The organism is Rhodoglobus sp. G.S.23, assembly GCF_056675935.1.
This window is the reverse complement of sequence record NZ_CM155237.1, coordinates 1889658-1916055: the sequence shown is the minus strand read 5'-3', so window position 1 is coordinate 1916055 and position 26398 is coordinate 1889658. Positions and strand designations below refer to the sequence as shown.

Here is a 26398-nt window from a genome sequence, read left to right as displayed (position 1 = left end):
GTCATTCCGGCTGTGCCGGCTGAAGTCGAGGAGTAGTAGCAATGTCACCAACAATGAGAAGCCCCCAAGGCAACACAATCACTGTCCCGAGAGCAGCGGTCGAGTTCTACACAGATAAGGGCTGGCTCGTTGCCGGACCCACGCCTCAACCCGACAGTGCACCCAACGTTCCGGAAAAGACCCTTCCAAGGATCCCAGCAGGAGTTCCTGAGGATTCGTGGACGGTGAAGCAACTCACCGATCACGCAGAACGTGAATCGATCGATCTAGGAACCGCCACCAAGAAAGCTGACGTTCTGGCCGCGATCGCTGCGAGCAAAGAACTGGCCGAACCCGAAGATGCTGTTGGTGAGGACGAGGTCTAATGGACCTCCCTCACGCACAAGCAGTGACACGCGCACGCCGAAAGCTGATCGCGGATCCTTACAACCCAACCAAAACCATACCGGGGCCGTGGGCCGACCCAGACACGATCCCCCTCAAAGGGTTTGTAGCATCGTCGTCGAGCTCCGCACTCAGAGACGCCACTCGCACGCAAATCTTGACTGCGAAGAGCCTCTACCTCTCAGACCCGACCGCGGACGTAGTTGTGGGCGATCGGATCCTCGTAGGAACAAACAAATACAAAATCGAAGCGATACCCGTCGCCGACATCAACCCATTCACCGGATGGCAACCATCCGTCGAAATACCACTAACGGGGGCCGAAGGATGAAATTCAACGAAGCCTACATTCCCGAACTGGGGAAGTCTGCAGCAGTGGAAAACATTGTGCGTGCCAAGGCAGAAGGCGTCGCAGCCGCAGCACGCACCAGCGCCCCCATCGACACCGGAGAATACCGCAACAGCATCGGCGTACAAATCGTGCGCACACCATTCCGAGTCGTCGCAAAAGTCATCGCAGACTCCGACCACTCCATGCTCGTCGAATCCCAACACGGAACCCTCGCACGCGCCCTCAACACGGTAAACCGTGACTGACCCCCTCGTCATCCAAGCCGACCTCGAGCTCTTCCTCACCCAGTGGTACCGAACCGCGCTCGCGGCACGTCCTGAAGCGGTGTGTCAGGACGTGGAAGTGGTGAATCGTGAACCGGGTCCTGGTGACGATTTTCCGGAGAAGCTGTTGGTGATTCGTGATGATGGCGGTCCAGATACGTCGGTCATCTCTGCCGAACGGGATGTGGGGCTCTCGGTTCTTGCGGGCACGAAGGAGAACCCGAAGGATGCGAACGATCTTGCGCGCATTGTTCATGCTCTCCGTACTCAGATACCTGCGGTCGCCGCCGGCAACCCTGTTGCTGCAGTGCTCGCATCAAACGGCCCGTTCCCTGTGGCGGAGTCGCAACCGCGAGCTCGTCGGTATATCACCGTCAGGTTCGCCATAGCAGGATCGCTGCTGTAATCCTTCATCCAATCAACTCGGCTCCCACCTGTGGGAGCTTTTCGCTTTTAAGGAGCAACCATGCCTGCCGATGCTTTTGGCAATGACGTTACCGCTGTAGGGATCCCGGTTACCGGGTTCCTCGGCTTCGCCCCCGCAGAAACTGCGTTCCCGACTCCAATCGAGGGCGCTGCCCCGGAGTTTGTGCTGCCCGTCGCTTTCAAAAAGGCGGGCTTACTCACTGAAGACGGCGGTTTCGAATGGAGCCTCGAAGCTGATGGCGACCCGATCAAGTTTTGGCAGGAGGGTTACTCGATTCCGTCTGGTCTTGCGAAGGTGACTGTCGTTGCCAAGCTCGCGCAGTATGACGCGATCGTTCGTGAGCTTGCCTACGGCAAGACTGCCGACGCCAATGGCTACATCACCATCGATGGTGGTGGCCATGCGACCGAATTTGTCGCGTTCACGGAAGAGATCTTCAAGAACGGGGTCATTCGTCGCCGAATCGCTGAGGTAACCGTCACCGCGATTGCGATCGACAAGTCCGAACGTGGATCAGTCAACGGTACACAGATCACTTTTTCGGCACGGCGTTCGGCGGATCTGGACAACGAGCACATTGGTGAGTGGCTCATTCTCCCGGCGTAACTGACTGCTGGCCGGGGAAGCGGATGGGATTCCCCGGCCAGCACCTTCCCCATTCACCCATCATCGCCCATCACGAAAGGCCCATCATGACAACCACAAAGAAACCAGCTCCGACTCCCGGCCCCAAGCCAGACTTCTTCGTCGTCGAAAACCATTTGAAGTGTCAGACCGACGAGGGGGAGAAGTCGATCGATCTCCGCATTCCTTTTGATCGAATCGAAATGCTGATGGAGATGAACGAAGGCACGATCGAGGACAAAAAGATGCCTCGATATGTGCTCGACAACATCCTCTGGCCGGAAGACAAGGCCACCCTCGAGGAGATGCGCGACGGGGCAAAAGTCATCCAGATCATTATGGAAGTCGCCAATCGCATCGGTGACCGGATGGGGGCCACCATGGGGGAATCCTCGGGCTCGCACGAACCGTCCGAGCCCACCGAGCAGCCCTCCGATTCGACTTCCGCCGCTACTTCGGACTCGCCCTAACTGACATAGGCGCCTCTATCCCCGTACGCGAGGCGATTGATCTGGTGGCTGAGCTTCGGCGCGAGACGGGTTCGCATTTGAATGCGTCGGAACTCGGTTGGGATATCGCCGCATCTTACGGGGAGGTGTACGCGTTTTTGCAGGCAAGTTCTGTCATCAACACCAACCGTGACACCAAAAAACACCCAGAGCGCATTGAGTTGCCAGCCCCGTGGCCATCGAAGCCGAATGCCGAGCAAGTCACGCCCGAGGAGCATGCCGCTTTGCGTGCGCGCTTGTTGAAACATTCAGCGTTCGCGCACTAACTATGATCGGAGTCCCGAATGTCACAGGTCGGATCTGCAGATGTTGCAATCTTCCCCACTTTCAAAGGGTTCCGTTCAACCGTTGTCAACGAGGTTGACGCTACTGCCTCCACATCGGGGAGTAAGTTCTCGTCGACGTTTGGTAAAGCTGTCAAGGGCGTCGGGGCTGGCATTGCTGTCGGTCTCGGCGCCGCTCTTGCGGGTGCTGCAGCTATTGCAAAGAAGGGGCTCGATCGAGCACTCAACCTTCAAGATGCGAAAGCTCAACTCACTGGTCTAGGCCATTCGGCGGAGTCTGTCGCGACGATCATGGGTTCAGCGTTGGACTCGGTGAAGGGTACTGCGTTTGGTCTTGACGCGGCAGCCACGATTGCGGCTTCTTCGGTAGCGGCCGGCATCAAGCCTGGTGAAGCGCTGACCCGCACACTGAAGCTCACTGCTGATGCGGCGACTATTGGAAAGTCATCTCTGTCTGAGATGGGCGACATGGTCAACAAGGTTGCCACTAACGGCAAGCTGACTACGGAAGTGTTGCAGCAGTTCCAGGGGCGCGGTATTCCACTGCTGCAGCTTGTTGCAGATCAGTACGGTGTGACTGCGGAAGCAGCTGCGGAGATGGTTACGAAGGGCGAAGTAGATTTTGCCACGTTCCAGCTCGCGCTCGAGAAGGGTGTTGGGGGTGCTGCGCTTTCCTCTGGGGCTACGGCGCGTGGAGCGTTCGCGAACATCGGTGCATCGTTTGGACGTCTTGGAGCGATGTTCACGGGTTCTGCCGTCGATGGTGCTCCCGCATTGTTTGTGGCGATCTCGAGTGCAGTTGATCGTCTGGCGGAGTCTTTGGAGCCGCTCGCGGAGAAGTTCTCGGGCAAAGTAACGCCAGCTTTGGAGAGACTCACGGAGTGGATTGAGGGAATCGACTTCGAGAAGGTCGGTGGTTCGATCTCCACAGTTTTCTCGATTATCAGCGACTCGGTAAAAGGCGTTATTGATGCGTTCAAGACTGGCGACTTCTCGAATCTGGGGGATACATTCGGCAAGATCGGCTCTGTTGTTCAGCCGTTGTTCCCGCTGTTCGTTTCGCTAGCTCAGGGAATTGGGGGTATCGCTGGATCTATCGGCGATGTCATCTCCGCAGGGTTGCCGTTGCTGGTGCCGTTGCTTGAGGGATTTGCTGCCGCACTGGGGTTCTTAGGCGATAACCCACAGCTGCTTGCTGCCGCTCTGGTGGCAATTGCTGCGGGGATGCTCGCATCTAAGGCTGCGATTATTGGCAACAACATTGCGATGGCTGCGTCAATTCCACTGCGGTATGCGGAGGTTGTGACGCGCTTTCAACTAACAACGGCGTTGAACGCGAACACGGCTGCAATGGCCGGGAACACTGCTGTTGAGAAGACCAGTCTCGCGACGAAAGCGGCAGGTATCGCCGCAAACGTGCGCCAGGTGGCTTCCACGGTCGCATCTCGCGTGGCAATGGTTGCCGGTACTGTCGCTACGGGGGTTGCTACCGCCGCGCAGTGGGCGATGAATGCGGCCCTGTCGGCTAACCCGATCGGTCTGGTTGTGCTGGCGATCGCGGCACTGGTTGCCGGCTTGGTCTACTTCTTCACCCAGACGGAGCTTGGGCAGGAGATATGGGCAAACTTCACCCAGTTCCTCACTGAGGCATGGGCGAACATCAGCGCGGTGTTCTCGACGGTCTGGAACGGCATAGTCGAGGTGTTCACGAACGTGTGGAACACGATTGTGGCAGTGTTCCAAACGGTCTGGTCAGTGATTGTGCTTCTAGTGACTACGTACATCAATACTGTTCTGAAGATCATCACAACAGTGGTCAATGTCATCTCGACTGTGTGGAACGCAATTTGGACCGGCATTAGTTCATTCTTCTCCGGGATATGGGAAAAGATCATTGGCGTCGTAAAGACGGTGCAGAACACGTTCAGGACCGTCTTTGGTGCGATCAAGGGCATCATCACGGGTGCGTTTGAGGGTGCGGTGAGTGCTGCGAAGGGTGCGATCAACGGCATTATCAACGCGGTCAATGGTGCGATTAGTGGAATAAACCGGGTGATCGGTGCCGTGGGTGGCGCCTTGGGTATTGAGGTATCGATCCCCAAGATTCCCCGTCTAGCGGCCGGCGCTACCGTGTTGCCGCGGGCGGGCGGCACGTTGGCGCTGCTGGCGGAGGCCGGTCGTGCGGAATCTGTTGTTGACACGGGAAAACTCAACGCGCTCATCGACAGCATTCTTCGGAATGCAAACGACTCAGATTCTTCTGCAGACGTTCAGGACCGTGCTCTTACGCAGCAGCCGATGGATCTTTCCGATTCGACGATTGAAAGGCTTGCACGCACGATGACGGGCTATTTGCGGGTACAGACAAGGCAAGGGGTGAGCTGATGACGAGCCCAAACACAACTTTCACGAAGTCGCTCGGTAGTCAGTATCAGCTTCGCTTGGCCCTTGATGAGATCTCGTACGATGCTGTGGCGAATACGTCCGTGGTGGCATGGGATTTGCGGCTTCGGAAGCTGGCGGGTTCCGGTTATGCGACAGGGAACTCGTGCCCGTGGTCGGTTGTGTTTGGAAGCACGACTATTGCGTCAAGCTCTATTGCTGGCTATAACTTTGTTGGTGTCACTGATGTTCTTTTGGGTTCTGGAACTCGGACGGTCGGACACAGTGCGGACGGGGCCCTCACCTTAGGTGCGGCTGGCGTCTTCACGGATGGTGGAAATAATTCGCCGGCCATAGAGGACGGAACGGTTACCGCGTCGTATCCGTTGACAACGCTCACTCAAGTTCCGGGGACCCCCACGTCGATCACGTGCGCGTACGTTTCTGACACTCAGGTGTCCGTGGGTTGGGCGCACAACAATGCGTCGAACGGTCAACCGGCGAGCGTTCAGATTCGCACGTCGGTGAATGGTGCTGCTTTCACTCAGGTGGCGTCTATTTCTCCTGCAACGTCGGTGACTATTGCGGCGGCGGTGAATCAGAAAGTGGTGGCGCAGGTTCGGGAGACGAACAGCGCTGGATCGTCAGCATGGTCGGTCGCCTCGCCTGCGGTGTACACGACACCAGCGCCGCCGACAAGTGCTGTCGCTGCGAAAGATGCATCGCTGAATGTTGTTGTCAGTTGGTCGCCACAAGTGGCATTTATCGAGCACCAACACATTGTGGAGCACGGAACTGTCACGGGTGGGGTGACGACATGGGACGGTTCTGTTCTTGCGACGGTTGCGGCTGGGACTTCCGCCTTCACGCATACCGCCCCCGACGCGGGTAGCCAGCATGTTTACCGGATTTTCGCGAAGAACACCGGGACGGGCACGCTTACCTCTGTCAAGGTCACTTCGAACACAGTTCAATTGTTGGCTGCACCGAACAAGCCAACGATGCCCGCATTGGGTCCGTTCGTGGATAAAGCGAAAGCGTTTGTCGTTCCGTGGAATCACAACCCTGTGGATACGACGCCGCAAACCGCCTACGAGCTCGGTTATTCCACTGACGGGGGAGCCACCTGGTCGACAACCGGAAAGGTGACTTCGACCACGCCGAGCAAGACGTTCTCGGCGTCTACCTACGCGGCGGATGTGGCGTTGACCGTGCGGGTGCGGACGTGGGGTCAAGCGACCTCGGGAGGCTCCGAAGGTACAGGTGCGTCTCCGTGGTCTGATCTTTCCACGGTGACGTTCAAAACTCGGCCTGTGGTGACGATCATCTCGCCAGCGAATGCGAGTACTTACACGAAGTCTGCGCTAACCGTGCAGTTGGGATTCAACCAGGCTGAGTTGGCGACGTTCGTGAACGCGACGATCAGTCTCTATGATGTCACCCCGACTTTGTTGGAAACACTGGTGTCTAGCACGCAGGCATCCACGGTTTTGGGCAGCTCTGTAGCCAACGGGGCGTCTTACGCAGTCAAGGTGACAGTGATCGACTCGAACGGGTTGGTTTCGGATGAAGTCACCTCCACATTCGATGTTGCCTACACACTCCCGGTTCAAGCGGTGGTCACAGCGACCTACCTACCGGATTCGGGGATTGGGCAGCTCGACATCACGATTGCTGCTCCCGGGGCTGAGCAGGTTGCCGCCACGCTGGTGACGATCACGAGAACCATCGACGGGGTTGTGGAGACTGTTGTGGCTGAGTATCCGAAGGATGCGTCATTCACTATTCTCGATATGACCCCCACGATCAATGGCACCAACGATTACACGGTGACTACCATTTCGGTTGACGGTGCCACTGCGGACACGCTGGTGTCGATGGTGACGGCGGAACCGTTCTGGGCTTTCCTTTCGTCCGGTAGCGGGTTTTCAACAATCATCAGTTTCAAGGCAAACCTGCAATTTGGTTCCAATCCCACACGTTCATTTGGTTTGATGGAAGCCTCCGGTAGATCGCGCCCGATCGCCTTATTTGGTGAGTCAGGAACATTGGAGGTTTCCGGATCGGTGCAGTTGTTGGACAACATGGGGTCCACGCCGCAAGAAGTTGAGGTATTCATCCTGACCTCACGGATTGTCTGTTATCGGGATCCTTCCGGCCGGCGCATGTTTGGTGCGCTTACTGGCGCCTTGGACTCGCCGTCGTCTCATGCATCTGGGTTCCAGTTCAAAGTGAGTGAGGCATCGTGACGGTCGTTATCCCCAGCGGGGTTATACCGGTTCGATCTCTGACGACGAATGAAATTCTGTACGGGAATCGAGTTACTTCGTACCGGTGGGAAGTCCTCACTCATTCTGGTGGGGTGGACACGTTGGCGGGGTATTTGGATGGTGTCGTGCGCGGATCGGCGTCACTTTCGGAGCAGCTCTATGCCTCAGTAAAAGGTGGGGGAAATCTGAAAGTTGCCGATCTTGAGAAGGCGCAGCCTGGCTTTACTCGAGTTCGCGATCTGACTCTAACTTCGGCCCGGCTGCGGCCAGTGTTGGTCATTGAGGGGTTACCGGAGATCCCGTTAGGAGTCTTTCTGATTTCCGCTGCCCCGGAGGTATGGTCTGATACTGGACGCGTTCTGAGTTTGGAGCTGCTAGATCGCTCCACTGTTCTCGATCAGGATTCAGTGGAGTCCACATTCACGGTGGATGCGGGTACGGGAGTTCTTGCCGCTGTAGCGGCGGTGATTACTTCGGCTGGTGAGGCGATCACGGTGGATGCGACCGTGATTGACACGCTCTCGTCGCCGATGGTGTGGCCGGTCGGAACATCTAAGTTGCAGATTGTAAATGATCTTCTGGGCGTGCTGAATTACAACTCGTTGTGGGTTGACGGCAATGGAAGTTATCGGGCGACTCCGTATGTTCTCCCTGCCGACCGATCGTTGACATATGAGTTGTTGAATGTTGCCCGCGAGCTGGTGGATGGTGAAAAAGGGATCTATGGCAAGGATTGGTCTCGCGATCAGGACATGTTTGCTGTGCCTAACAAAGTGATCGCGATTCAATCCGGGAGCGGTGATGATGCTGCGCTGACGGGAACCTATACGAACACGGATCCTTCATCACCTTTTTCATATTCTGCTCGGGGTGGCCGGTGGATCACTCGGGTTCTGGAGGGCGTGGAAACCCCAGATGGCACCGATCTGGAGGTGATCGCATTTCTGGAGGCAAAAGCGCAGCGCTCGTTGATTGCTTCGTCGTCGGTGCAGGCCACTGTCGAAGTGAGTTGTTTGCCGATTCCGGTGAGTGTGGGTGATGTTCTCCGTTTCGCGAATGTTCCTGCGGATATTGATGCGAGGCATGTTGTGACATCGAGGGATTTGAATGCTAATCCGTTGGGCTTGATGAAGTTGAGATTGCAGGAGTTGGTCTCGCTATGACTTTCAGATGGGCGACGGTGGCGGCAGTGTTGCCGCTGCGAATCAAACTAGACGGCGACACGGTAGCTATTCCGATTACTCCAGATTCGCTGATTGATCCTGCGGCATTGGTGGTGTCTGATCGAGTTCGCGCGGAGATGTCGGGGAATAGGGTCGTGGTAATTGGCCGTGCTGGTGGCCCGAACTTTGCAACAACAACCTCAAGAGGTCCGGTTGCTTTCGCTACTGATGCAGAAGCAATCGAGGGCGAGATCGACAACAAGGCCATTACCCCTGCATCACTTGTTGCTGCACGGACTTCGCCACTTCAAATGGACAGTACCAACTCAGTAACTGGGCTATTAGTGCAGCGCGGTTTCGGTAAAATCCAGGGGCCGGGCAACAATATCCATGAGACTGTGACTTTTCCGGAAGCTTTTGCCGGTCCTCCGGCTGTCACGGTTAGCTATATGGGCTCGCGTGCTCCTGGTGCGTTTAGTTCTGATTTTTCGACGTTGTCTACGACAGGAATAGTCATGTCGAATGGGGAGAAACAGACAGCAACTACAGTCGAGATATATCTAGAAATTAAGACGAGCTCATTCGGGTCCAACGATTATTACTATTCGTGGATTGCTGTCGGAGAACCCGCATAGTCATGTACGAAGCAGACTTCTCCAAGTAGGTGTTTACGGAGGGGACATTTCCTGATCTCGTGCTGCATGTTCTTCACAGCAATACCACTGCAGCATGGCACGGTAGCCGTTGATCACGACGACACCGCACCATCCGCAGATCTTAGGCCGGGTCAACCCAGAACCATCCTGTGATCCAAACGTTTGCGCCAGCCTTTGAGAGAAGTGTCGGGTTGACTGGTGTAGATCCGTAGGCGGGCATGTAGAAATATATAATCATGTAATCCAGACCAACGGAGGTTCCGACGCGAACATCCGCCGACGCGAACGACTCGTCGGGCGTCACCTGAACCGATGAAACTTTATCGGCGCTGAACGTGTAGTTGACTCGGACGTAAGTCGAAGTAACAGTTACAGATTCAATTCCCGTTGGCGTGTGTCCGGCATCATCGAGGACGACCCACTGCGATTTTGAAACCCAGCGAATAGTACCTGAGACCATTTCCATACCTGGCGTTGTGGCAACGACCGGTTCTACCGTTTGTAGTGCGGTGACCGGTTCGGGCTGCGGTTGAGCTGCGGGGGTTGTGGCGCAGCCAGCGAGGGTGAGCAGGGCGGCAATCGTGACGGTTGCGATGAATCGTGTTTTTTTCATGTTCCCACGCTATCAGGTGTATTACACCTTGGCGATGTTTTTCAAATATTGTTCGAGTGCAGCACGCACAACGTCCGATTCAGCTACCCCATCTTCCTTGGCGCGTTGCTGAGCACGCCGGCGCAGTTCGGGGTCAATCCGGTAGGTGGCACCGGGCGTTTTCGGTTGATTCGGCATAAACCGAGCATAGACGAGTGGCTCTAATTGTGAGAGGGGCATCATGACTAGACGACCGATGGGTGGTGGTAGCTAGTGGCAGTCTGGCCGAACGGTTTACGCACACCGCCTAAGTTCTCGTCACTCTGGAAAGAGTATGACGGGGTTCCTGACAGCACCCACTGGGGGCTTGACTCCTACGGTTACAAATACAACTGCGCCATTGACGACGGTGAAGTCATCTATATCGGTTGGAACACTTACGGCGGTGGCGGCCGGGAAATTTGGTATCGCCTAGGTAACGGTGACGTGATCCTTTACTACCATAACGCTGTTGACGTGTACGTGGCGGCCGGTGACCGGATAGTCGAGGGGCAACGGCTGGGGCTTCAGTCAGACACCGGCAAAGCGTTCGGTGACCATAACCACACAGAGGTGTGGAGGAATGGTCGCCGCGATTCCCGCGTAGATCCACTGACCTACATCAAAGCGCTGGTTGGCGCGTCCCCTGCTGGTGATGGCGGATCGCCCATTGTCGAACCCCCAAAACGGAAGAAGAACACTATGACAACGCTATACAACAAGCAGGGTAGTGATCCCGCGCTTTACGCTCTTGCGGGGGAGTCTCCCGGGACACCAGCGAATTGGCAACCAACTACGGATTATGGTCTTGCCGTGCAGTGGGCGCGCGCACACAACAATGCCATTCCGCTATCTCCGGGTACGTGGGATAGGTACGAAAAGGACTTCCGCTCCCCAGTGAATACCTCTGGCAGTGCTGCGGTGTTGATCGATTACACCAAACTGGCCGAGGCTATCGCGAAAGCAATCCCGCCCGCTACTGGGTCGTCGGGCGGTTCTGCTGATCTGTCGCCGGTCCTTGCTGCGGTGTCTGGCGTTTCGGATCAGATCAAACAATTCCCGACCGCGCCGACTGCACTCGAGAACGGCAAAGCCGCTCGTGACGCCATAGTGAAGAGCTAACGATGAACAGGACTCTTCTGGCACTGATCTACGGGTGGGTAGTGCTCCACGGGATCCTGACGGTAACTTTCCCATCGCAACCAGTCCAGGCCGTACTTGGCGTCGGAATCGTCTACATCTACGGAGCAACATTCCTCATCGCCGGCACCGCTGCATTATTCGCGATTCTGAAACCCAACTTCAAGATCGAAGCAATCGCACTCTGGCCACTGTCAGGTGCCTATGCACTCTACGACGTCGCACTCTGGGCGCTGTTCCTCGATCAACTTCAGGACTCCGAGACACTACCGGCGGTATACGGACCTGCAATCGGAATGGCAATCCTCTCCCTCTATTTCCTATCGAAGGCAATCAAGTTGGATGTGAAGACACGTCGCTTGACGAGGGGAGCCGCCAATGCTGCCGACTGAACTCATCGAAGCTCGAGACTTCATCGGACTCATCATCGGCGCCATCTTTCTCTTCATCAGCGGCGGTGCGCTCGCGGCGGTTGTGAATGCAATTTCTGCCTCGCGTCGTGGGGTCAAGGGGGATGCGTTGCAGAAGGAAGTGAATGCGGTTGCCGGTTTTGATTCGTTGACGGCGGCGCTCACTAAGGATCACGCGCGGATCAGCGCTGAGAACGCTGAGCTCCGTGGTCGTCTCGACACGCTCGAGACCGCGACGACGGAACAGATTGAGTCGCTGAAGCGCGAGATTTTGCATTGGCGGGAGGAAGCGGAGTCCGCTGTGGAGTATTCCAACATCCTGATGCGCACGTTGCATGAAAACACAATCGAGATCCCGCCTAGGCCGGTTCGCAAAAAGAGAGAAGGCAACTGAAATGAATGTGAATGACAAATTGATTGCGGTCATCCGTACGGGTGTGCCGGCGGCGGTCGGTGCGCTTATCGCGTGGTTGATCGGGAAGGTTCCAGCGGTTGCGGTTGTGATCGCGTATGTCGATGCGCTTCTGACTGAGGCGGGTTTCGCGGGTGTGACGGTGCTTGCACTGTTGCAGGCCGTGGTGCTTGGTCTCGTGATCGCGGCGTATTACTGGGTCGCGCGAACCGTGGCTGCTCGTTTTCCGGTTTTGGAGCGTTGGCTTCTTGGCTCGTCCGTTGTCCCTGATTACACCAGTGGTGCGGAGATTTTTGTGTTGAAGTCTGATCTTGCTCGGGAGCGTTCTGAGGTGGAGCGTTTGCGTGCGATTGGTGCTGGCGGGATCGGGTTGGAACCTGATTCCCAGTTCTAGCTTGATCGCCAGCTTGAGCTGGTGTGTATCTGGCTGACAGAAGAGGCCCCGCGCTTCACTCATTCGTGAGTGGGCGCGGGGCTTTTTCTGCGCTCAGGACAAGGTTCGGGCGTGCTGGAGCTTGCGTAGATTCCCAGCGTGATCGAGTAGATTGGAAAACTAGTTTCAATTGCTGTCCTATTATGACAATTTCATGTAGTGTGTCCTATTATGACAAGCTTTGAAACATCGATACTGAATGCAGCTGAGCGTGTGGCTCCTGAAATTGTCGACCTATTTGCTCGCGCACAAGCGCACTCCCTCAAGTCCCTGCGAGAGATCAAGTCGTACCCTCTCCGCCGGTCGATGGGGCCGCTTTCATTGCGAATGCATCTCTGTCAGCTTCTCGACGGACGTAAAAGTCTCGACACCGCCGGATGGGAGGTCCACACTGACCCTCTCCACATGGCCAGCATCAGATTTTCAAACACCGAGCTTGATGCTTCATTCCGTCTGCTGAAAGAGCGTGACACCTACCCAGGAGGTATCCCAACTGCAGTTCGTGGTTCCAATCGAGCGATCGATTGGAATCCGGGGCTCTTCAATGCGGATTACAGCCACCCCCTACTCTGCACGTTTGATATCCACGGCATAGAAAGCCACGAGCATTGGGAGACACCAATCCGTTTTGTGAGGGCACTCGAAGCGCCCAAATACGGACGACCCGTACCAATCGATCTTTCGGTGCCGCTGGTTGCCGAACCCGGTTTTTATGCCGGCCGCACCTTTGACACGCGTGAACAATCCAATGATCTCTTTGCGACAATTCAGCGCGAAGAGAATGAATCGAACTAGGTTTCATCGTGCAATTCAGGAACGAACGAGTCTCAGATTTGCGACACCTTCTGCGTATGTCGCAAGGGGAACTTGCGGCATCCGTAGATATAAACGCAAGCTACATCTCGAAGATCGAGCACGGGACGCGAGACCTCACCGAGGATTTGGCCACTCGCTTGGCACTTCGCCATCGGATCCCCACAAGTTTTTTCACCGTAGACGACCCAATCAGGAACTCAGCTGCGCCAACATTCCGCAAAAAAGCGAATACTCCGTTGCGTGAGTCGCGCTATGTCGAGGTTCTTCAGAAGCTAGCTATGCGGCTTTTCCATCATGCATCTCTAGAAAGCAACTATGTGACGTGGCGATCTCCCGTGCCCGACGCTGTAACTGATCCTGAAGTAGCAGGCTCACTTGCGCGTGCTTTTTTTGGAATTGAATCTGGGGCGCCGGTGCGGAACGTCACACGGCTACTCGAGCGCAATGGCGCTGGGGTTATTCGGGATCTCTCACCCAATGTTGATCTAGATCTGACGAATCGCTATCACGGAGTTACTCGCCCCGATCCTGAGGACGATCGCCCCCTCGTTGCCCTTTTCGACACCGGCCGCGGAGATGTCAATCGGCTCACTGCGGCTCACGAGCTGGGCCATCTCATTTTTGATAGGCGAACCGATGACGCGACAGATAAAGAACGTGAAGAGCGTGCCTTTCGGTTTGGTGGCGCATTTTTGTTGCCTGCAGATGTCGTCTCAGAATGGATCACGCCGGATCTGCCACTGAGTGGTTACCTCGCAATCAAGGCTCAGTACGGAATTAGTGTCTCGGCGGCGATCCGTCGGGGTAAAGATCTTGGCCTTATCGACTATGAGCGATACCGCAGTTTAATGATCCAGCACTCAACTCGCGGATGGCGCAGCAATGAACCTGGTGATGTCATTCCCGAAGAGCCGACTCTTTTAGGGCAAGCTATCACTCGAGCTTGGCCCAGCGCTTCTATGAAAACGGCGGTGAATGTGGCTGGTGTGCCTCTGCGTGCTATTGAGCACTGGGTGGGTTCTCCAGATGTCACTCCACCTCCCACCAAAACGGAACCGAACGAGGTGATCAGCCTAGCGGCGGCGCGATCTCGCCGGGTAGCTTAACTCCGCCCGCTACGTCAATGGTTCGTCGTCCATCGGTAAATTTTCCGCTGGTGCCTTCAGCAGGGTTCCAATCGTTGTTGCTTTAGAAGCTGAAACATGGGCGCCGGAATATTGAGGTCTGAGAGCGGCCTCAGTATGGTCGCGGATCCACTGACGAATCGAACTCGGACTGACCGAGTTGGGTCATCCAAAGGGGACGTCTGCCTTCTTTGCTACTGAAGCGAAGCCGACTCTGGCCCATCCACCCGGCGACCTCAACGATGGAGCCGTCACCGTCGTAGGCGGTCTCAAGTGCGGGGAGTAGGTCGGTGTCACGGGAAGCGAGGATAATTACGTCTGCCCGTTTCAATATTGAGCATCTGACTAGGTCAACAGCCAGCATGACATCAACTCCTTTCTCTCTCGGCGCGCCACCGTCTCGCGGGTACTTCAGTGTTCGAGTGTGAACAGTGACTCGGCGGTCCCGCGTCCATTCCGCTGCCTGTGCTTTGTTACGTGCAGCTGCAGCCGCGTCTCGTTGGCTGCTGGGTTCGCCTCGATAGACGTGGATCTCGGTGATCGAGATTGGCTGGTGGACGAGTGGGTTTCGCACTCGCTCAATCTCGTGCGCGAACAGTGCGGGGTGGATGAGTGAGGCATGCAAAGGAGCCTGCTCTCCTACGAATGATTCGTGGGCAGAGAGGTGGACGTTTTGATAGTCGATGAAGAGGTGCGCTGTTGCAAGCTCGGTCATATTGTCTCCGGGTATAAAAAAGCCCCACCAGGCCCGGAGGACGGTGGGGAGCTATCTGAAGAAAGTAGCAGACAAATCTGAGTGTTTGTGACCGCGGCGTAAATTTATCGACCAATGTCCCCCAAAGTGAGGGCAAGAATGAACCCACTGCTTCGGTCCTCAGCGCGGGCGGGGGTCCAATTAGTTTTACGAAAGTTTCGCGACGCGGCAGCTGGGGCACCACCAGTAGGGGTGTTTCTCGGTGCCGGCGATTTGGAGTGGTGTGAGGCAGGCGTCGCAGTTGTGGGGTTGGTCGTCCATTTGTGGATTCTACGCTGGTGCCCCCGGCAGGATTCGAACCTGCGGCCAAGGCATTAGAAGGGCCCTGCTCTATCCCCTGAGCTACGGAGGCGGTGCGCTAGTGCGCGGTGACTAGATTACCTGATTGGTCGATGGTGTGTGTGGCCTGCGGGTGTCTGTGCGGTTGCGTGGTCCGGTGGGGATGGTTACGCGGGGGAGTTGTTCCATTGCTGTGCGGATGCGGCGTTGTGAGGGGCGGATGTATGCCTTCATTGATTGGCCGTCTGAGTGGCGGAGGGAGTGTTGTACGTCGAGGCTGTCGGCGCCTATTTCGAGGAGGGTGGTTCCGTGCCAGGCGCGCATGTGGTGGGCGCGGTGTTGGATGCCGGCGCGTTTGAATGCGGTGCAGAGTGTGTTGGATACGGATTTGCCGGTGACGTGTTCGCTGTGGGAGGGGAACCAGTAGTCGGTGCGGGAGTATTTGGCTGTTGTGGCGTAGTCGAGGATCATCGAGTGGAGTGGGCGTGTGACGACTTTGCGGCCTTTTGCTTCGGCTACGAGGATTGTGCCTTCGGTCCAGTTGATGTTGGCGCCGGATACGGCGGCGATTTCTGAGGCTCTAAGTCCTTGGTAGGAGTAGAGCAGTACTTTCATGATTGTGTGTCCGTAGATTCCGGAATTCAGCACGGTCTGAATGTCTTCGGTGGAGACGGGGTTCGGTTCGGTTGGTTCGACTCGTGGTTTGGGGAGTCTGGCGGCGGGGTTGTCGAGGCGGAGTTCTTCGTCTTGTAGCCAGGTGAAGAAGGTGTGGAGTGCGGATCGGTAGTTTTGTTTTGTTTTTCCGGTGAGGTGGGGGCGTCCGAGGAACATGACGAGTTGTTGTTTGGTGACGGTCAGCGGTGACTCTTGTTGGGTGTGGCGCAGCATGGAGCGGATGAAGATGCGGCGTTCTTTGATGGTGCGTTCGGTGCAGTGTTGTGCTCGCATTGATGCGGCCCAGTAGTTGGTGATTTCTTCGGCGGTCATTGTTACCTTTCGGGAACTCGTCAATGAGTGTCTGGCGAGCCTAGAAGGCTGTGGCGGGTGGGGCTATTGCCCAGTAGTGGGACTGATGTGGTGGGTGAGGTTTTGGCAGACTTAAAGACGCTTTAGCGGCGGTTCCGCGGGGCCGTATTGCCTGTCCGGTTTGTGGGCCGAGTTTTCCGTATGATCGGAGCGTGCGAAACAAGGGCCTTGTAATCTCTTGGTCGCAGGTTCGAATCCTGCCGAGGGCACTCGAATAGAGGGGCTGACGATGACGCACCAACCCAATAAGACGAATGCAACTGCGGCCAGCGTTGCCGATTTCATCGCTTCCGTCGATTCTGATCGTCGTCGTCTTGAAGCAGAGTCTCTGTTGCAGATCTTTGAACGTGCTTCTGGACAGGATGCCGTGATGTGGGGCCCGTCGATCATCGGTTTCGGGTCAAGTCACTATCGTTATGCCACTGGTCGAGAGGGCGACACTGCGACTATCGGGTTTTCGCCCCGTAAAGCAAAGATTTCGCTGTACACGGCGCGAAACTTTCGGGAGTTCCCGGAATTGCTTGAACGTTTAGGAACCCACGAACTTGCGGTGGGCTGCCTCTATGTGAAGAAGCTTTCCGATATCGATCTGACGGTTCTTGAGGAGTTGCTTGTGCGCAGCTACGACATTGCCAAAGTCGATTACGACGCCCGAGACGCCCAAGGCTGAACTGTGGCAGTCCCAGTGAAATGCAGAACTCTAGTGGCGTTAGTGCTCGCCGGCTCAATTGCGGGTGTTTCTGGATGTGGGGGAGGCCCTCAGCCGACTGTCGCAACTTTTGAGGTTGCTGGGGGTGAGCAATACAAGATTGAACTTGCTACTCCCGAGTTGATTGAGCACGCGAAGGCGTTGCTTGCGGGGGAGAGCCTGGCCGCCATCCCTAATGGCGTCGTTGTTCGTGGCGATTCGGCGGTCAATGAGCCATGGTCGTGGCACATCGATCCGGCAACACTTGAATTCGCGAACGTCACAATCGAAGTGTGCGACGGAATCCCGCAGTATGTCGAAGACGAAATCATCACCTCGGACCGATTCTGTCCTTGGTCTGCGCGGGTCGTTGCAGTCGACGGACCTAGCGCCTAGGACCGATAAATTACTTGCGGTCGGGCGTCACGACAGTCGTAGGTGCAGTGTGGCTACTGCTTGACGGGGCGCTGCCGGCAGCAGTGGCGGTAGAACCACTTGCCGCAGCAGTCGTGTTGCTCTGGGAGGCTTCCTCGGCGGCCTGACGTGACGCCCACTCTTGCTGCTTCACGACCAGTTCGTCTTCGGCTTCGCCCGTCTCGTACTTCCAGCTTGCGAGGTCTTGAGCGAATAGCTTTTTGGCGCGGCCCGGGCGTGCTTGCCAGTCGAGGAGGCCTTCTTGAAGTTCCGCGAGGTCTTGTTCCGCTTGGAAGCTGTAGTTGACGGAGTTCTTCTTCATTGTGGCGAGTTTGTGTGCTGCCCAGTCGGCGGCAATATTGGAACCTTTGAGCGGAAGAAGGCGCACGCGCACTTCGGCTTCGCTTGATTGGTGGTCGACGTGCTCTTTTTCGCCAGCAGAGAGCGTGCTCCAGGTTGCAGCGCGGCGGCCCGAAGAAATGAGGGCTGCGACGGCGGCAGCTTTGGCCTGGCGATCTTGCTGACCGATGAGCCGACGCAGAGACGAGCGGGCGATTAGGCCAACGATTATTCCTCCGACGATGATCGCGAGGAAGGGCACGAGGGCGCCGGTGACGAAGGCTGTTCCCTGATCGGAGTTGAACCAGTCAACGAGGTCGTTCCACCACTGAAGAATCATGTTGGAACTGTAACCCCGCTAGTGAGCGAGGGCGCATAGCGACAGGCGCGTCACATCAAAATCGAAAGATATCGAGGGCGTCATCAATCGACCAGAAGTCTCCGAGCGGCAAGAATCGACGCTGTCGTTGCAGCATCCGCTTGGCCTGGAATCGGGCACCTGCTGCTGACTGCCAGCGGTGCACGTAGCCGAGCACTTCTCCGTCGGGGCGTGTAATCCGCCACAAGTCGTCATTGAGTTCGACGGTGACAATGCCCGATTTGATGGAGTGCGCAGTTTCAGCGAAGTCGAGGGTGGTCATAATTGCTCCTTCGGTCAGCGAGGCCAATGTGTGTTGTTCGAATATATGTTCGAACACTGACATTTGGCGGTGAGCTGTCCACAGAGCGTTAAGGAGAAAACCGGGGCCGCCTGATGAGAGCGGCCCCGGTTTCGTGGGATGGAGCGTGCGAACGTTTAGCGCAGGGTAGTTCCATCAACGGCGAGGGGCTCGATTGCGGCAAGCTCTTCTTCGGAGAGAGCTGCACCGTCAAGGGCCGCAAAGTTGTTTTCCAACTGCGCTACGCTGCTGGCTCCGACCAGCGCCGAGGTGACTTGCGGATGACGTAGCACCCAGGTGAGAGCAAGCTGCGCGAGACTTTGTCCACGGTTCTGGGCAATCTCGTTGAGGGCGCGGACGCGCTGGAGGTACGTGTCGCCGAGCGGGCCAGGCTGAAGCCAGCGACCCTCGGAAGCACGCGAACCATCCGGAATGCTGCCATCCATGTAACGGTCGGTTAGTAGTCCCTGCGCAAGTGGGGAAAATACGATGCTTCCCGCGCCGATCTGGTCGAGAACGGGGAAGAGACCATCTTCGATGTGGCGGTCGAACATGTTGTAGCGCGGCTGGTGGATCGTCAGCGGGATGCCGTATTCCGCGAGCGCTTCTTCGGCAGCCAGCGTTTCTTCGGGGTTGTAGTTCGAGACACCGACGTAGAGGGCCTTGCCTGAATTGACCGCGGTCGCGAGGGCGCCCATCGTTTCTTCGATGGGGGTTTCGGAGTCGGGGCGGTGGTGGTAGTAAATGTCGACATACTCAAGGCCCATGCGGTCAAGACTCGCGTCGAGCGATGAGAGCAGGTACTTGCGCGACCCTCCGTCCTGGTACGGGCCAACACCCATCTCGTAGCCAGCTTTGGTCGAAACGATCATTTCGTCTCGGTATGGCACGAAGTCATCAGTAAAGATCTCGCCAAAGTTGCGTTCTGCTGCACCAATTTCTGGGCCGTAGTTGTTGGCGAGATCAAAGTGAGTGATGCCGAGGTCAAAGGCGCGGCGCAGAATTGCACGCTGCGTGGCTTGCGGGCGATCAGAACCGAAATTGTTCCACAATCCTAAAGAGATCGCGGGAAGTTTGAGGCCACTGTGGCCTACGCGGTGGTACTCGGTGGAGTCGTAACGGTGGGGAGAGGCGTCATAAGGCATACGTTCAGCATATGCCCAGAGACTGAGGGAACACGGAGCGTTAGATGAACGTTGTATGAGACATCCAGCCCAAGAAAGTAGGCTCAACTTATGCACACATTTCATCTCGCAGGCGGCTGTTTCTGGTGCCTCGATGCGGTCTACCGCACCCTCAATGGCGTTACCGACGTAGTTTCTGGATACACCGGTGGCACCGTGCCCAACCCCAGCTATGAACTGGTCTGCACTGAGACCACTGGGCACGCTGAAGCGGTTGCCGTCACCTTTGACCCTGAGATCGTTCCCGACGAAGTCATCCTCGACGTGTACTTCACGCTGCACGACCCCCGCCAACTCAATCGGCAGGGCAACGACGTTGGTTCGTCGTACCGTTCCGCGATGTTCTATGACGGCGACGAGCAGAAGGCTCTCTTTGAGGCAGCTCGAGACCGCGCATCCGAATACTGGGATGGCGGCATCGTTACCACAATCGAACCTCTCGACACCTACTACAAGGCCGAGGAATATCATCAAGATTTCTTTGCGAAGAACCCAGGTCAGGGCTACTGCATGGCGGTAGCGCTGCCCAAGGTCAATAAGATTCGCTCCTCGTTCTCCAGCTACATCCGCTAGTTCGGTAGCAAGGGGCTCGGTGAGAGCTCTTGGCTACTTGCTGCGGCAGAGTGGCGCTGCGCCGTTCGACAAAGAAGGTCTTTATCTTCTGAGTCGGGCGGCGTAGGTTCGTTAACGAGCGACGCTGGTGTCGCCTCACTAATCGAAGGAGGTTCGGAAATGACTGATCACACTCTGACCGGACAAACCTGGGTGGCATTCACACAGGCTGGAGCAGTCGGCTCAGTTCATCGAGTCACTGATGGTTTCACCTTCAAGTTATTGAGCGACGAAGGGTTCCGAGGGGTTTATCCCACCCTCGATGCTGCGAAGGCAGCCCTGCACGCGAATCTGCTGCCTGGCACCGCGTGGCCGGAGTTCCGCGAACACTAGACAACCCACTTCTCCTAGTCACTGTTGCCGCGGGCGCGGCATCCACAGATCACTGTGCCCGCGGTGACTCATGTCTGCGCTGCCGAACACTAATGAGTGACGGATGTCGGGTCGACTTCCCGGCACGAGTGTCGGCCCGCATCTGTCTCCATTCACTGTCGCTGCACACCGCTGTAGCGACGCAGACAGAGGAGCAGAAATGACAGACAACATCACGGTCTCCGGGCTCGTAGCAACGGCGCCTCGCCACATCGTTACAGGCGAAGGACTGCCGATCACTTCCTTTCGCCTTGCCTCGACTCAGCGCCGGTTCGATCGAAGCAATCAGCGATGGATCGACGGCGAAACGAACTGGTACACCATCACTGCCTTTCGGCAATTGGCGATCAACAGCGCAACGTCGGTAGCCAAAGGAGATCGCGTGGTTCTCGCAGGGCGGCTGCGCATTCGGGAGTGGGAGAATGCGGACCGGAGCGGAACCAATATCGAAATTGAGGCTGATTCTCTAGGGCACGACCTCATGTGGGGCACCGCTCAGTTCTCCAGAACAATCGCCAACGCTGGCAGCGCTGGCAGCGCTGGCGCAGGCCATCATGGTGGCGACAGTGCGTCGGGTCACGATCGCTTTGAGCCGGCATCGGCAGGAGAAGAAGGCTCAGAGGGGCGAGACGACTCAGAGTCATCTCGCGCCGAGACGGAAGAAACCGAAGACCGGGAGCTCGAGCCAGTCACCCCGTTCTGAGTGGATCGTGCGCGCAGGCAATCTAGACTTGAGGCGGCCCTGAAGGCAGAAGGCCACCGAAAGGATTGCAATGCGCGTACGACCAGCTCACCGAACCGGCGGAGCAATCGCGCTAACCCTTGTGGCTGCAATGACGCTCAGCGGATGCGTGGCGTCAGCGCCCGCGCCAGCACCGAATGTCACACCGAGCGCTGATGCCTCGAGCACACCATCGCCAGAAGCAACACCCACTGGCCCCATTTTGCGTCCCGGTGAGTCAGCTGCCGCAAACCGTCAATTCTTCGACCTCATCAACACCGAATATCACGACGCAAACGGCCGCGGCGACGGCCGCAGCATCGTTGACAACCTCATTGCTAACGGCTTCGTCAAGCAAGACATGGAAGTCACTCCAGACAACACCGCGATCGGAATCGCTGCGGACTCCATCGTGGTGTCGGTGCGGATCAAGGGCGAGTGTCTTCTCGGTCAGTTCACGCCGAACAATTTCGTCTCATCCATCGAGCCGCTACTCGGTACCGGTGGCTGCCTCGTCGGAAAGACGCGCACAATCGACTGGTAGTACCCCAAACGGGTTCGACTGAGCTCGAAGCCTCCGTAGAATGGTCCCATGGCCGAATTTATTTATTCCATGGTGCGCGCGCGAAAAGCGGTCGGTGACAAGCTCATTCTCGACGACGTCACGATGTCGTTCTATCCCGGAGCAAAAATTGGTGTGGTCGGGCCCAATGGTGCCGGTAAGTCGACCATCCTCAAGATCATGGCGGGGCTCGACACGCCAAGCAACGGTGAGGCTCGACTGAGCCCAGGCTACAGCGTCGGAATCCTCATGCAGGAACCCGAACTCGACGAATCCAAAACCGTTCTAGAGAACGTTCAAGAGGGCGTTGGCCCCATCAAAGCTAAGGTCGATCGCCACGCTGCCATCGGGCTCGAAATGGCAGAACCAGATGCCGATTTTGATGCGCTCATGGCCGAAATGGGCTCGCTTCAAGAAGATATCGATGCCGCAGATGCCTGGGACCTCGACTCCCAGCTTGAACAGGCAATGGATGCCCTGCGTACGCCGCCCGGAGACTGGCCAGTCAACAAACTCTCCGGTGGAGAGAAGCGCCGCGTTGCGCTCACCAAACTCCTCCTACAGAAGCCTGACCTGCTGCTTCTCGATGAGCCAACTAACCACCTCGATGCCGAAAGCGTTCTCTGGCTCGAGCAGCACCTCTCCAAGTACCCGGGTGCCGTACTGGCCGTAACCCACGATAGGTACTTCCTCGACCATGTCGCCGAATGGATTGCCGAAGTCGACCGCGGTCACCTTTACCCCTATGAGGGCAACTACTCGACCTACCTCGAGAAGAAGCAAGAACGCCTCCAAGTGCAGGGCAAGAAAGACGCCAAGCTCGCCAAGCGACTCTCGAGTGAACTCGAATGGGTGCGCTCGAACTCCAAGGGCCGTCAGACCAAGTCGAAAGCGCGACTCGCACGCTATGAAGAAATGGCGAATGAGGCGGAGAAGACCAGAAAGTTGGACTTCGAGGAGATCGTCATCCCCATGGGACCGCGACTCGGAGCACAAGTCATCGATGCCAAGAACCTCAAGAAGGGCTTCGACGAGCGCATCCTGATCAACGGATTGAGCTTCACTCTTCCTCGAAACGGAATTGTTGGAGTCATCGGGCCAAACGGTGTCGGTAAGACCACACTCTTCAAGACCATTGTTGGGCTCGAACCCCTCGACTCCGGAGACCTGAAGATCGGTGAGACCGTCGACATTTCCTACGTCGACCAGAGCCGTGGTGGCATCGATCCCAACAAGACACTGTGGGAAGTCGTCTCAGACGGCCAGGACTACATTCAGGTAGGAAAGACTGAAATTCCGTCGCGCGGCTACGTCTCCCAGTTCGGCTTCAAGGGACCCGACCAGCAAAAGAAAGCTGGAGTTCTTTCCGGTGGTGAGCGCAACCGTCTCAACTTGGCGCTGACGCTCAAGCAGGGGGGAAACCTCTTGCTGCTTGACGAACCAACAAACGACCTGGACGTTGAGACTCTCGGAAGCCTCGAAAACGCCCTTCTTGAGTTCCCCGGCTGCGCTGTGGTGATCACTCACGATAGGTGGTTCCTCGACCGCATCGCCACCCACATCCTCGCCTATGAAGGTACCGAAGCGAACCCGGGCTACTGGCACTGGTTCGAAGGAAACTTCGACGCCTACGAAGAGAACAAGATCGAGCGACTCGGTCCAGACGCCGCAAAGCCGCACCGCAGCGCCTACCGCAAGCTCACTCGCGACTAGGGATGAGACTTCACGTACCACTCCCGCTGCGCTGGTCAGATGTCGACGCGTACCAACACGTCAACAATGCCGAAGTGTTTCGCCTGCTCGAAGAGGCGCGCATCCACGCATTCTGGCCAGCCGCGGGAGTGGATGCGCCCCTCACCGCTGTTCTTGACGGTCGCCCCGGCGGCCCAACCATGACGCTCATCGCGCGACAGGAGATCGAATACCTGCTGCCGATTCCGTACATGCGCGAACCCATTGATATCGAGATGTGGATCGGTCGCGTCGGGGGAGCAAGCCTCGAAGTCTGCTATCAAATACACACGCCGGCAGGGATCGAACCTCGCGAACTATTTGTTCGCGCGTCGACGACGCTTGTGCTCGTGGATGCCGCGACCTCTCGCCCTCAACGCATCAGCGATGAGCAACGTGAAGTATTCGCCCGTTACGTCGAAGAGCCTCTGCAGTTCGCTAAGCGCCGCTAGCCTGCCGCGTTCGTGCGCCCTGCTAGCTAACCGGATCAGCTAGGGCTTGCGGCCGTGTCATCGCCGTCATCGTCTCGGAATTCTTCGTCGAGATCGGTCGGGTCGAGCCATTCTGCAATCGCGTGCGCTCCGCGAGCTTCAAGTAAATTTTCGGCGTACTGGAAGAGTTCTTTGCGGTTTTCGACGCCTGAGCCCAGCGGCAGCGCCACGTTGATTCCTGCTGCTGACGATTGTGCTGGAGTGAGATCGACTATTGCCGCCACCACAACGAGAAACGATGCTGGACTCTTGGCGCCACGCAAGTAGTCGACGACTTTGCCGTCCAGCGACTGCGCATCGAGCTTCCCTTCGCCGCTGATAATCACGTCGGCACTGCCAATTACGTCGCTGAGTCCTGTCGTGTCAGCGACGAGTTGGGCTCCGCGCACAAGTTCTGCTGAGAAGAGCGCGACGAGTGGCGCCGCAGTGCCACCGGCCGCACCCATGCCGGGCAGGGCGGCGATTCCGGCGGCGGAAAAGCGGCGGTCGGCTACCAACGGGTGGTCGGCTAGCACCTGCGCTAGTCGGGTGAGTCCGGCATCCAACACGGCAACTTCGGATGCCGTTGCCCCTTTTTGTGGAGCAAAAACGTGGGCAGCGCCCCGGCTTCCGGTGAGCGGATTGGTGACGTCGACGGCGATGTGCCACTGCGTCTCCAGTGCGCCGGGGATAAGCCCGCTCAGGTCAATCGTGTTGAGTGCGGTGAGCGCGCCACCTCCGGGCGCTAGCTCGTTTCCTTCGACGTCGAGGAGGCGTGCTCCGAGGGCGCGCAGTAGGCCGCTGCCTCCGTCGGTGCTGGCAGAGCCACCGAGAAAGAGGGTGATGTCGCGGGCACCTCGTTCGATGACGCTGGCGGCGATGAGACCGACGCCGTAGCTATCGGCTCGCAGCGGTTCAGCAGCGATGTCGCCGACATGGGGGAGTCCGTTTGCTTGAGCGGCTTCGATTACGGCGCGATGTCCGTCGAGATCGAAACCGTAGCGGGCGTCACGTTGACGGCCGAGGGCATCGACGGTTGAGATGGTAAGGGCGGGCTGAAGCCAGGCGGAAAGCACAGCATCGAGGGAGCCTTCTCCGCCGTCGGCCATGGGAAAGGTGAGGACCGTGGCAGTGTCGGGAAGCATCTCTCTAACGCCGCGTTCCAGGGCGGCTGCGGCATCCGCTGCGGTCAGGCTGCCCTTGAAGGAGTCGGGCGCGATGATGACGACGGGGTTCTCAGTTGCTGGCACCCTTCGACCCTAGCGCGGGCGAGCCGAGCACGAAGCCAAGGGCGGGGCAAAGCGGCGGAGCTATGGCACTGAACAGTGGGGCGCGAAAAAAGGGGCCGCCCGAAGGCGACCCCTTTTCGTAGATCACAGTGCTCAATGCACCGCAGATTCACACAGTGTTAGCTGGTGAGGCCGTCTACGTAGTCCTGGTTCGCTGCGATCCAGTCTGCAACGATGGGCTCGTAGTCGCTGCCCTCGTATTCGTTGTACATGACGTTCTCGAGCGAGTAGAGCAGCTCGGAGTCCATCTTGAAGTCAGAGATCCACGAAGTGATTTCTGGCATGTCGTCGCTCAAGGTGTCGCGTGCGAAGGAGTGAATTCCTTCGGCGTCTCCGAGAGTTCCCTCTGGGTCAGCAAGGTCCTTGATGGGGAATGCATCGTAGGCCCAGTGCGGACGCCAGAGTGTAACGGCAATGTTCTCGCCGTTGTCGAGCGCTGCCTGAAGTTCAGCAAGCATTGCTGGGGTCGACGAGGTTAGAAGTTCCATGCCGTCGAGACCATAGGTAGGCATGGTCTTGGTCATGACTGCCTCGGTGAGGCCGGCGCCAGGCTCGATACCGACGATGCGGTTTCCGAACGCGTCAGCGTTAGCTGCGAGCTCTTCGAGCGAGTCGATCGGTGCATCTTCGTTCACTGCAACGGTCAGTCCGGCTTCGGTGTTCCATGCGCCGAGGTCGGTGATGGTTGCGCCGTACTCTTCCATCAGGCTTGCGTGGGTGACTGGAAGCCATCCGTCAAGCGCGATGTCGTAGTCGCCAGTGCTGAGGCCCGAGAAGATGGGGGTAACGTCAGCGTATTCCAGCTCTACGTTGTAGCCCTTGTCTTCAAGGATTGCCTTCCAGAGGAACGAAACTGCTTCGCCCTCAGGCCATCCGTTGAATACGGCGATGGTGAGATCCTTGTTCTCAGGAGCGTCACCTGCCGCGGTGTCGTCTCCGCCTGCGGCGCAAGCCGACAGACCGAGGAGCGTTGCCGCTCCAATTGCAAATGCAGCACGTGTCTGCTTCTTCATTGTGT

Annotated in this window: 34 protein-coding genes, 1 tRNA gene and 1 pseudogene; 26 read left to right on the top strand and 10 right to left on the bottom strand. The window is 57.3% G+C overall.

The annotated features are described in order from the left end of the window. Window positions 1–41 precede the first annotated feature (41 nt). The 11 genes from AC1ENN_RS09210 to AC1ENN_RS09160 all read left to right on the top strand — a co-directional run bounded on the left by AC1ENN_RS09210 (window position 42) and on the right by AC1ENN_RS09160 (window position 9293). Window positions 42–365: a hypothetical protein gene (locus AC1ENN_RS09210; RefSeq protein WP_480390990.1), complete on the top strand. Its 324-nt coding sequence runs from the start codon at window positions 42–44 to the stop codon at window positions 363–365. After that, complete coding sequence (locus AC1ENN_RS09205) at window positions 365–715, top strand: hypothetical protein (RefSeq protein WP_480405910.1); 351 nt, start codon at window positions 365–367, stop codon at window positions 713–715. Before AC1ENN_RS09210 ends, AC1ENN_RS09205 begins: the two co-directional genes overlap by 1 nt. Continuing rightward, window positions 712–981, top strand: a complete 270-nt coding sequence (locus AC1ENN_RS09200; RefSeq protein ID WP_480390989.1) for an HK97 gp10 family phage protein — start codon at window positions 712–714, stop codon at window positions 979–981. Before AC1ENN_RS09205 ends, AC1ENN_RS09200 begins: the two co-directional genes overlap by 4 nt. Continuing rightward, on the top strand, window positions 974–1405 hold the full coding sequence (locus AC1ENN_RS09195; RefSeq protein WP_480390988.1) for a hypothetical protein: 432 nt from the start codon (window positions 974–976) through the stop codon (window positions 1403–1405). The genes AC1ENN_RS09200 and AC1ENN_RS09195 overlap by 8 nt, the downstream gene beginning before the upstream one ends. Window positions 1406–1465: 60 nt before the next feature. Next, window positions 1466–2032, top strand: a complete 567-nt coding sequence (locus tag AC1ENN_RS09190; RefSeq protein WP_480390987.1) for a phage tail tube protein — start codon at window positions 1466–1468, stop codon at window positions 2030–2032. A gap of 86 nt (window positions 2033–2118) precedes the next feature. Then, the gene (locus AC1ENN_RS09185; RefSeq protein WP_480390986.1) at window positions 2119–2520 is read left to right on the top strand and encodes a hypothetical protein; all 402 of its coding nucleotides are present in this window, start codon (window positions 2119–2121) and stop codon (window positions 2518–2520) included. Window positions 2521–2564: 44 nt separating this feature from the next. Next, entirely contained in the window at window positions 2565–2825 is a 261-nt protein-coding gene (locus AC1ENN_RS09180) for a hypothetical protein (RefSeq protein WP_480390985.1), read from the top strand. An 18-nt stretch (window positions 2826–2843) separates the two neighbouring features. Next, a complete protein-coding gene (locus AC1ENN_RS09175) occupies window positions 2844–5228 on the top strand; it encodes a tape measure protein (protein ID WP_480390984.1) in 2385 nt (794 codons plus the stop codon). After that, window positions 5228–7474 (top strand): phage tail protein, encoded by a 2247-nt coding sequence (locus AC1ENN_RS09170; protein WP_480390983.1) that lies wholly within the window; start codon window positions 5228–5230, stop codon window positions 7472–7474. The genes AC1ENN_RS09175 and AC1ENN_RS09170 overlap by 1 nt, the downstream gene beginning before the upstream one ends. Then, on the top strand, window positions 7471–8658 hold the full coding sequence (locus tag AC1ENN_RS09165; protein ID WP_480405909.1) for a hypothetical protein: 1188 nt from the start codon (window positions 7471–7473) through the stop codon (window positions 8656–8658). The genes AC1ENN_RS09170 and AC1ENN_RS09165 overlap by 4 nt, the downstream gene beginning before the upstream one ends. Then, the gene (locus tag AC1ENN_RS09160) at window positions 8655–9293 is read left to right on the top strand and encodes a hypothetical protein (protein WP_480405908.1); all 639 of its coding nucleotides are present in this window, start codon (window positions 8655–8657) and stop codon (window positions 9291–9293) included. Before AC1ENN_RS09165 ends, AC1ENN_RS09160 begins: the two co-directional genes overlap by 4 nt. A 142-nt stretch (window positions 9294–9435) precedes the next feature. On the opposite strand, the gene AC1ENN_RS09155 is transcribed toward AC1ENN_RS09160, so the two are convergent. Both AC1ENN_RS09155 and AC1ENN_RS09150 read right to left on the bottom strand, forming a co-directional pair. After that, a complete protein-coding gene (locus AC1ENN_RS09155; RefSeq protein WP_480405907.1) occupies window positions 9436–9927 on the bottom strand; it encodes a hypothetical protein in 492 nt (163 codons plus the stop codon). 21 nt (window positions 9928–9948) lie between these two features. Beyond that, window positions 9949–10149 carry a hypothetical protein gene (locus AC1ENN_RS09150; protein WP_480405906.1) on the bottom strand — a complete coding sequence of 67 codons (201 nt, stop codon included), beginning with the start codon at window positions 10147–10149 and terminating at the stop codon, window positions 9949–9951. Window positions 10150–10179: 30 nt separating this feature from the next. Here AC1ENN_RS09150 and AC1ENN_RS09145 point away from each other — a divergent pair, with 30 nt between their 5' ends. The 7 genes and pseudogenes from AC1ENN_RS09145 (at window position 10180) to AC1ENN_RS09115 (ending at window position 14262) form a co-directional block, all read left to right on the top strand. Beyond that, entirely contained in the window at window positions 10180–11067 is an 888-nt protein-coding gene (locus AC1ENN_RS09145) for a M23 family metallopeptidase (protein WP_480405905.1), read from the top strand. Between the two features lie 2 nt (window positions 11068–11069). Next, on the top strand, window positions 11070–11477 hold the full coding sequence (locus AC1ENN_RS09140) for a hypothetical protein (protein WP_480405904.1): 408 nt from the start codon (window positions 11070–11072) through the stop codon (window positions 11475–11477). After that, window positions 11464–11889: a hypothetical protein gene (locus AC1ENN_RS09135; protein ID WP_480405903.1), complete on the top strand. Its 426-nt coding sequence runs from the start codon at window positions 11464–11466 to the stop codon at window positions 11887–11889. Before AC1ENN_RS09140 ends, AC1ENN_RS09135 begins: the two co-directional genes overlap by 14 nt. 1 nt (window position 11890) lies before the next feature. Further along, window positions 11891–12301 carry a hypothetical protein gene (locus AC1ENN_RS09130; RefSeq protein WP_480405902.1) on the top strand — a complete coding sequence of 137 codons (411 nt, stop codon included), beginning with the start codon at window positions 11891–11893 and terminating at the stop codon, window positions 12299–12301. A gap of 210 nt (window positions 12302–12511) precedes the next feature. Beyond that, entirely contained in the window at window positions 12512–13135 is a 624-nt protein-coding gene (locus tag AC1ENN_RS09125) for a hypothetical protein (RefSeq protein WP_480405901.1), read from the top strand. Between the two features lie 8 nt (window positions 13136–13143). Further along, a pseudogene (locus AC1ENN_RS09120) lies at window positions 13144–13296 on the top strand (helix-turn-helix domain-containing protein); the annotation flags it as partial. Window positions 13297–13473: 177 nt separating this feature from the next. Beyond that, window positions 13474–14262, top strand: coding sequence for an ImmA/IrrE family metallo-endopeptidase (locus AC1ENN_RS09115; protein ID WP_480406940.1), 789 nt, complete (start codon window positions 13474–13476; stop codon window positions 14260–14262). Window positions 14263–14392: 130 nt separating this feature from the next. Here the strand turns inward: AC1ENN_RS09115 and AC1ENN_RS09110 are convergent, their stop codons facing one another. The 3 genes from AC1ENN_RS09110 to AC1ENN_RS09100 form a co-directional block, all read right to left on the bottom strand. Further along, window positions 14393–14995: an NYN domain-containing protein gene (locus AC1ENN_RS09110; protein ID WP_480405900.1), complete on the bottom strand. Its 603-nt coding sequence runs from the start codon at window positions 14993–14995 to the stop codon at window positions 14393–14395. A gap of 315 nt (window positions 14996–15310) precedes the next feature. Continuing rightward, a tRNA-Arg gene (locus AC1ENN_RS09105) sits at window positions 15311–15386 on the bottom strand. 20 nt (window positions 15387–15406) lie between these two features. After that, window positions 15407–16300 carry a tyrosine-type recombinase/integrase gene (locus AC1ENN_RS09100; protein WP_480405899.1) on the bottom strand — a complete coding sequence of 298 codons (894 nt, stop codon included), beginning with the start codon at window positions 16298–16300 and terminating at the stop codon, window positions 15407–15409. A gap of 268 nt (window positions 16301–16568) precedes the next feature. On the opposite strand from AC1ENN_RS09100, the gene AC1ENN_RS09095 reads away from it, so the two are divergent. Next, window positions 16569–17009, top strand: a complete 441-nt coding sequence (locus AC1ENN_RS09095) for a DUF1801 domain-containing protein (RefSeq protein ID WP_480405898.1) — start codon at window positions 16569–16571, stop codon at window positions 17007–17009. 15 nt (window positions 17010–17024) lie between these two features. After that, window positions 17025–17423: a BP74-related protein gene (locus tag AC1ENN_RS09090; RefSeq protein ID WP_480405897.1), complete on the top strand. Its 399-nt coding sequence runs from the start codon at window positions 17025–17027 to the stop codon at window positions 17421–17423. Window positions 17424–17433: 10 nt separating this feature from the next. Here the strand turns inward: AC1ENN_RS09090 and AC1ENN_RS09085 are convergent, their stop codons facing one another. The 3 genes from AC1ENN_RS09085 to AC1ENN_RS09075 form a co-directional block, all read right to left on the bottom strand. Then, window positions 17434–18120: a hypothetical protein gene (locus tag AC1ENN_RS09085; protein WP_480405896.1), complete on the bottom strand. Its 687-nt coding sequence runs from the start codon at window positions 18118–18120 to the stop codon at window positions 17434–17436. A 55-nt stretch (window positions 18121–18175) separates the two neighbouring features. Then, a complete protein-coding gene (locus AC1ENN_RS09080; protein WP_449647012.1) occupies window positions 18176–18421 on the bottom strand; it encodes a hypothetical protein in 246 nt (81 codons plus the stop codon). 155 nt (window positions 18422–18576) lie between these two features. Beyond that, window positions 18577–19584 (bottom strand): aldo/keto reductase, encoded by a 1008-nt coding sequence (locus tag AC1ENN_RS09075; protein ID WP_480405895.1) that lies wholly within the window; start codon window positions 19582–19584, stop codon window positions 18577–18579. A gap of 90 nt (window positions 19585–19674) precedes the next feature. Between AC1ENN_RS09075 and msrA the strand changes: the two genes are divergently transcribed. The 6 genes from msrA (at window position 19675) to AC1ENN_RS09045 (ending at window position 24073) form a co-directional block, all read left to right on the top strand. Continuing rightward, complete coding sequence (gene msrA / locus AC1ENN_RS09070) at window positions 19675–20196, top strand: peptide-methionine (S)-S-oxide reductase MsrA (protein ID WP_480405894.1); 522 nt, start codon at window positions 19675–19677, stop codon at window positions 20194–20196. 159 nt (window positions 20197–20355) lie between these two features. After that, window positions 20356–20568, top strand: coding sequence for a methyltransferase (locus AC1ENN_RS09065; RefSeq protein ID WP_449647009.1), 213 nt, complete (start codon window positions 20356–20358; stop codon window positions 20566–20568). 199 nt (window positions 20569–20767) lie between these two features. Next, window positions 20768–21310: a single-stranded DNA-binding protein gene (locus tag AC1ENN_RS09060; protein WP_480405893.1), complete on the top strand. Its 543-nt coding sequence runs from the start codon at window positions 20768–20770 to the stop codon at window positions 21308–21310. A gap of 70 nt (window positions 21311–21380) precedes the next feature. After that, on the top strand, window positions 21381–21872 hold the full coding sequence (locus AC1ENN_RS09055) for a DUF6993 domain-containing protein (protein ID WP_480405892.1): 492 nt from the start codon (window positions 21381–21383) through the stop codon (window positions 21870–21872). 48 nt (window positions 21873–21920) lie between these two features. Next, window positions 21921–23603: an energy-dependent translational throttle protein EttA gene (ettA, locus tag AC1ENN_RS09050; RefSeq protein ID WP_449647006.1), complete on the top strand. Its 1683-nt coding sequence runs from the start codon at window positions 21921–21923 to the stop codon at window positions 23601–23603. A 2-nt stretch (window positions 23604–23605) separates the two neighbouring features. Then, window positions 23606–24073 (top strand): acyl-CoA thioesterase, encoded by a 468-nt coding sequence (locus AC1ENN_RS09045; protein ID WP_449647005.1) that lies wholly within the window; start codon window positions 23606–23608, stop codon window positions 24071–24073. A gap of 35 nt (window positions 24074–24108) precedes the next feature. On the opposite strand, the gene AC1ENN_RS09040 is transcribed toward AC1ENN_RS09045, so the two are convergent. Beyond that, window positions 24109–25341 (bottom strand): glycerate kinase, encoded by a 1233-nt coding sequence (locus tag AC1ENN_RS09040; protein ID WP_480405891.1) that lies wholly within the window; start codon window positions 25339–25341, stop codon window positions 24109–24111. A gap of 158 nt (window positions 25342–25499) precedes the next feature. Continuing rightward, window positions 25500–26393 (bottom strand): glycine betaine ABC transporter substrate-binding protein, encoded by an 894-nt coding sequence (locus tag AC1ENN_RS09035; RefSeq protein WP_449647003.1) that lies wholly within the window; start codon window positions 26391–26393, stop codon window positions 25500–25502. Window positions 26394–26398 lie beyond the last annotated feature (5 nt).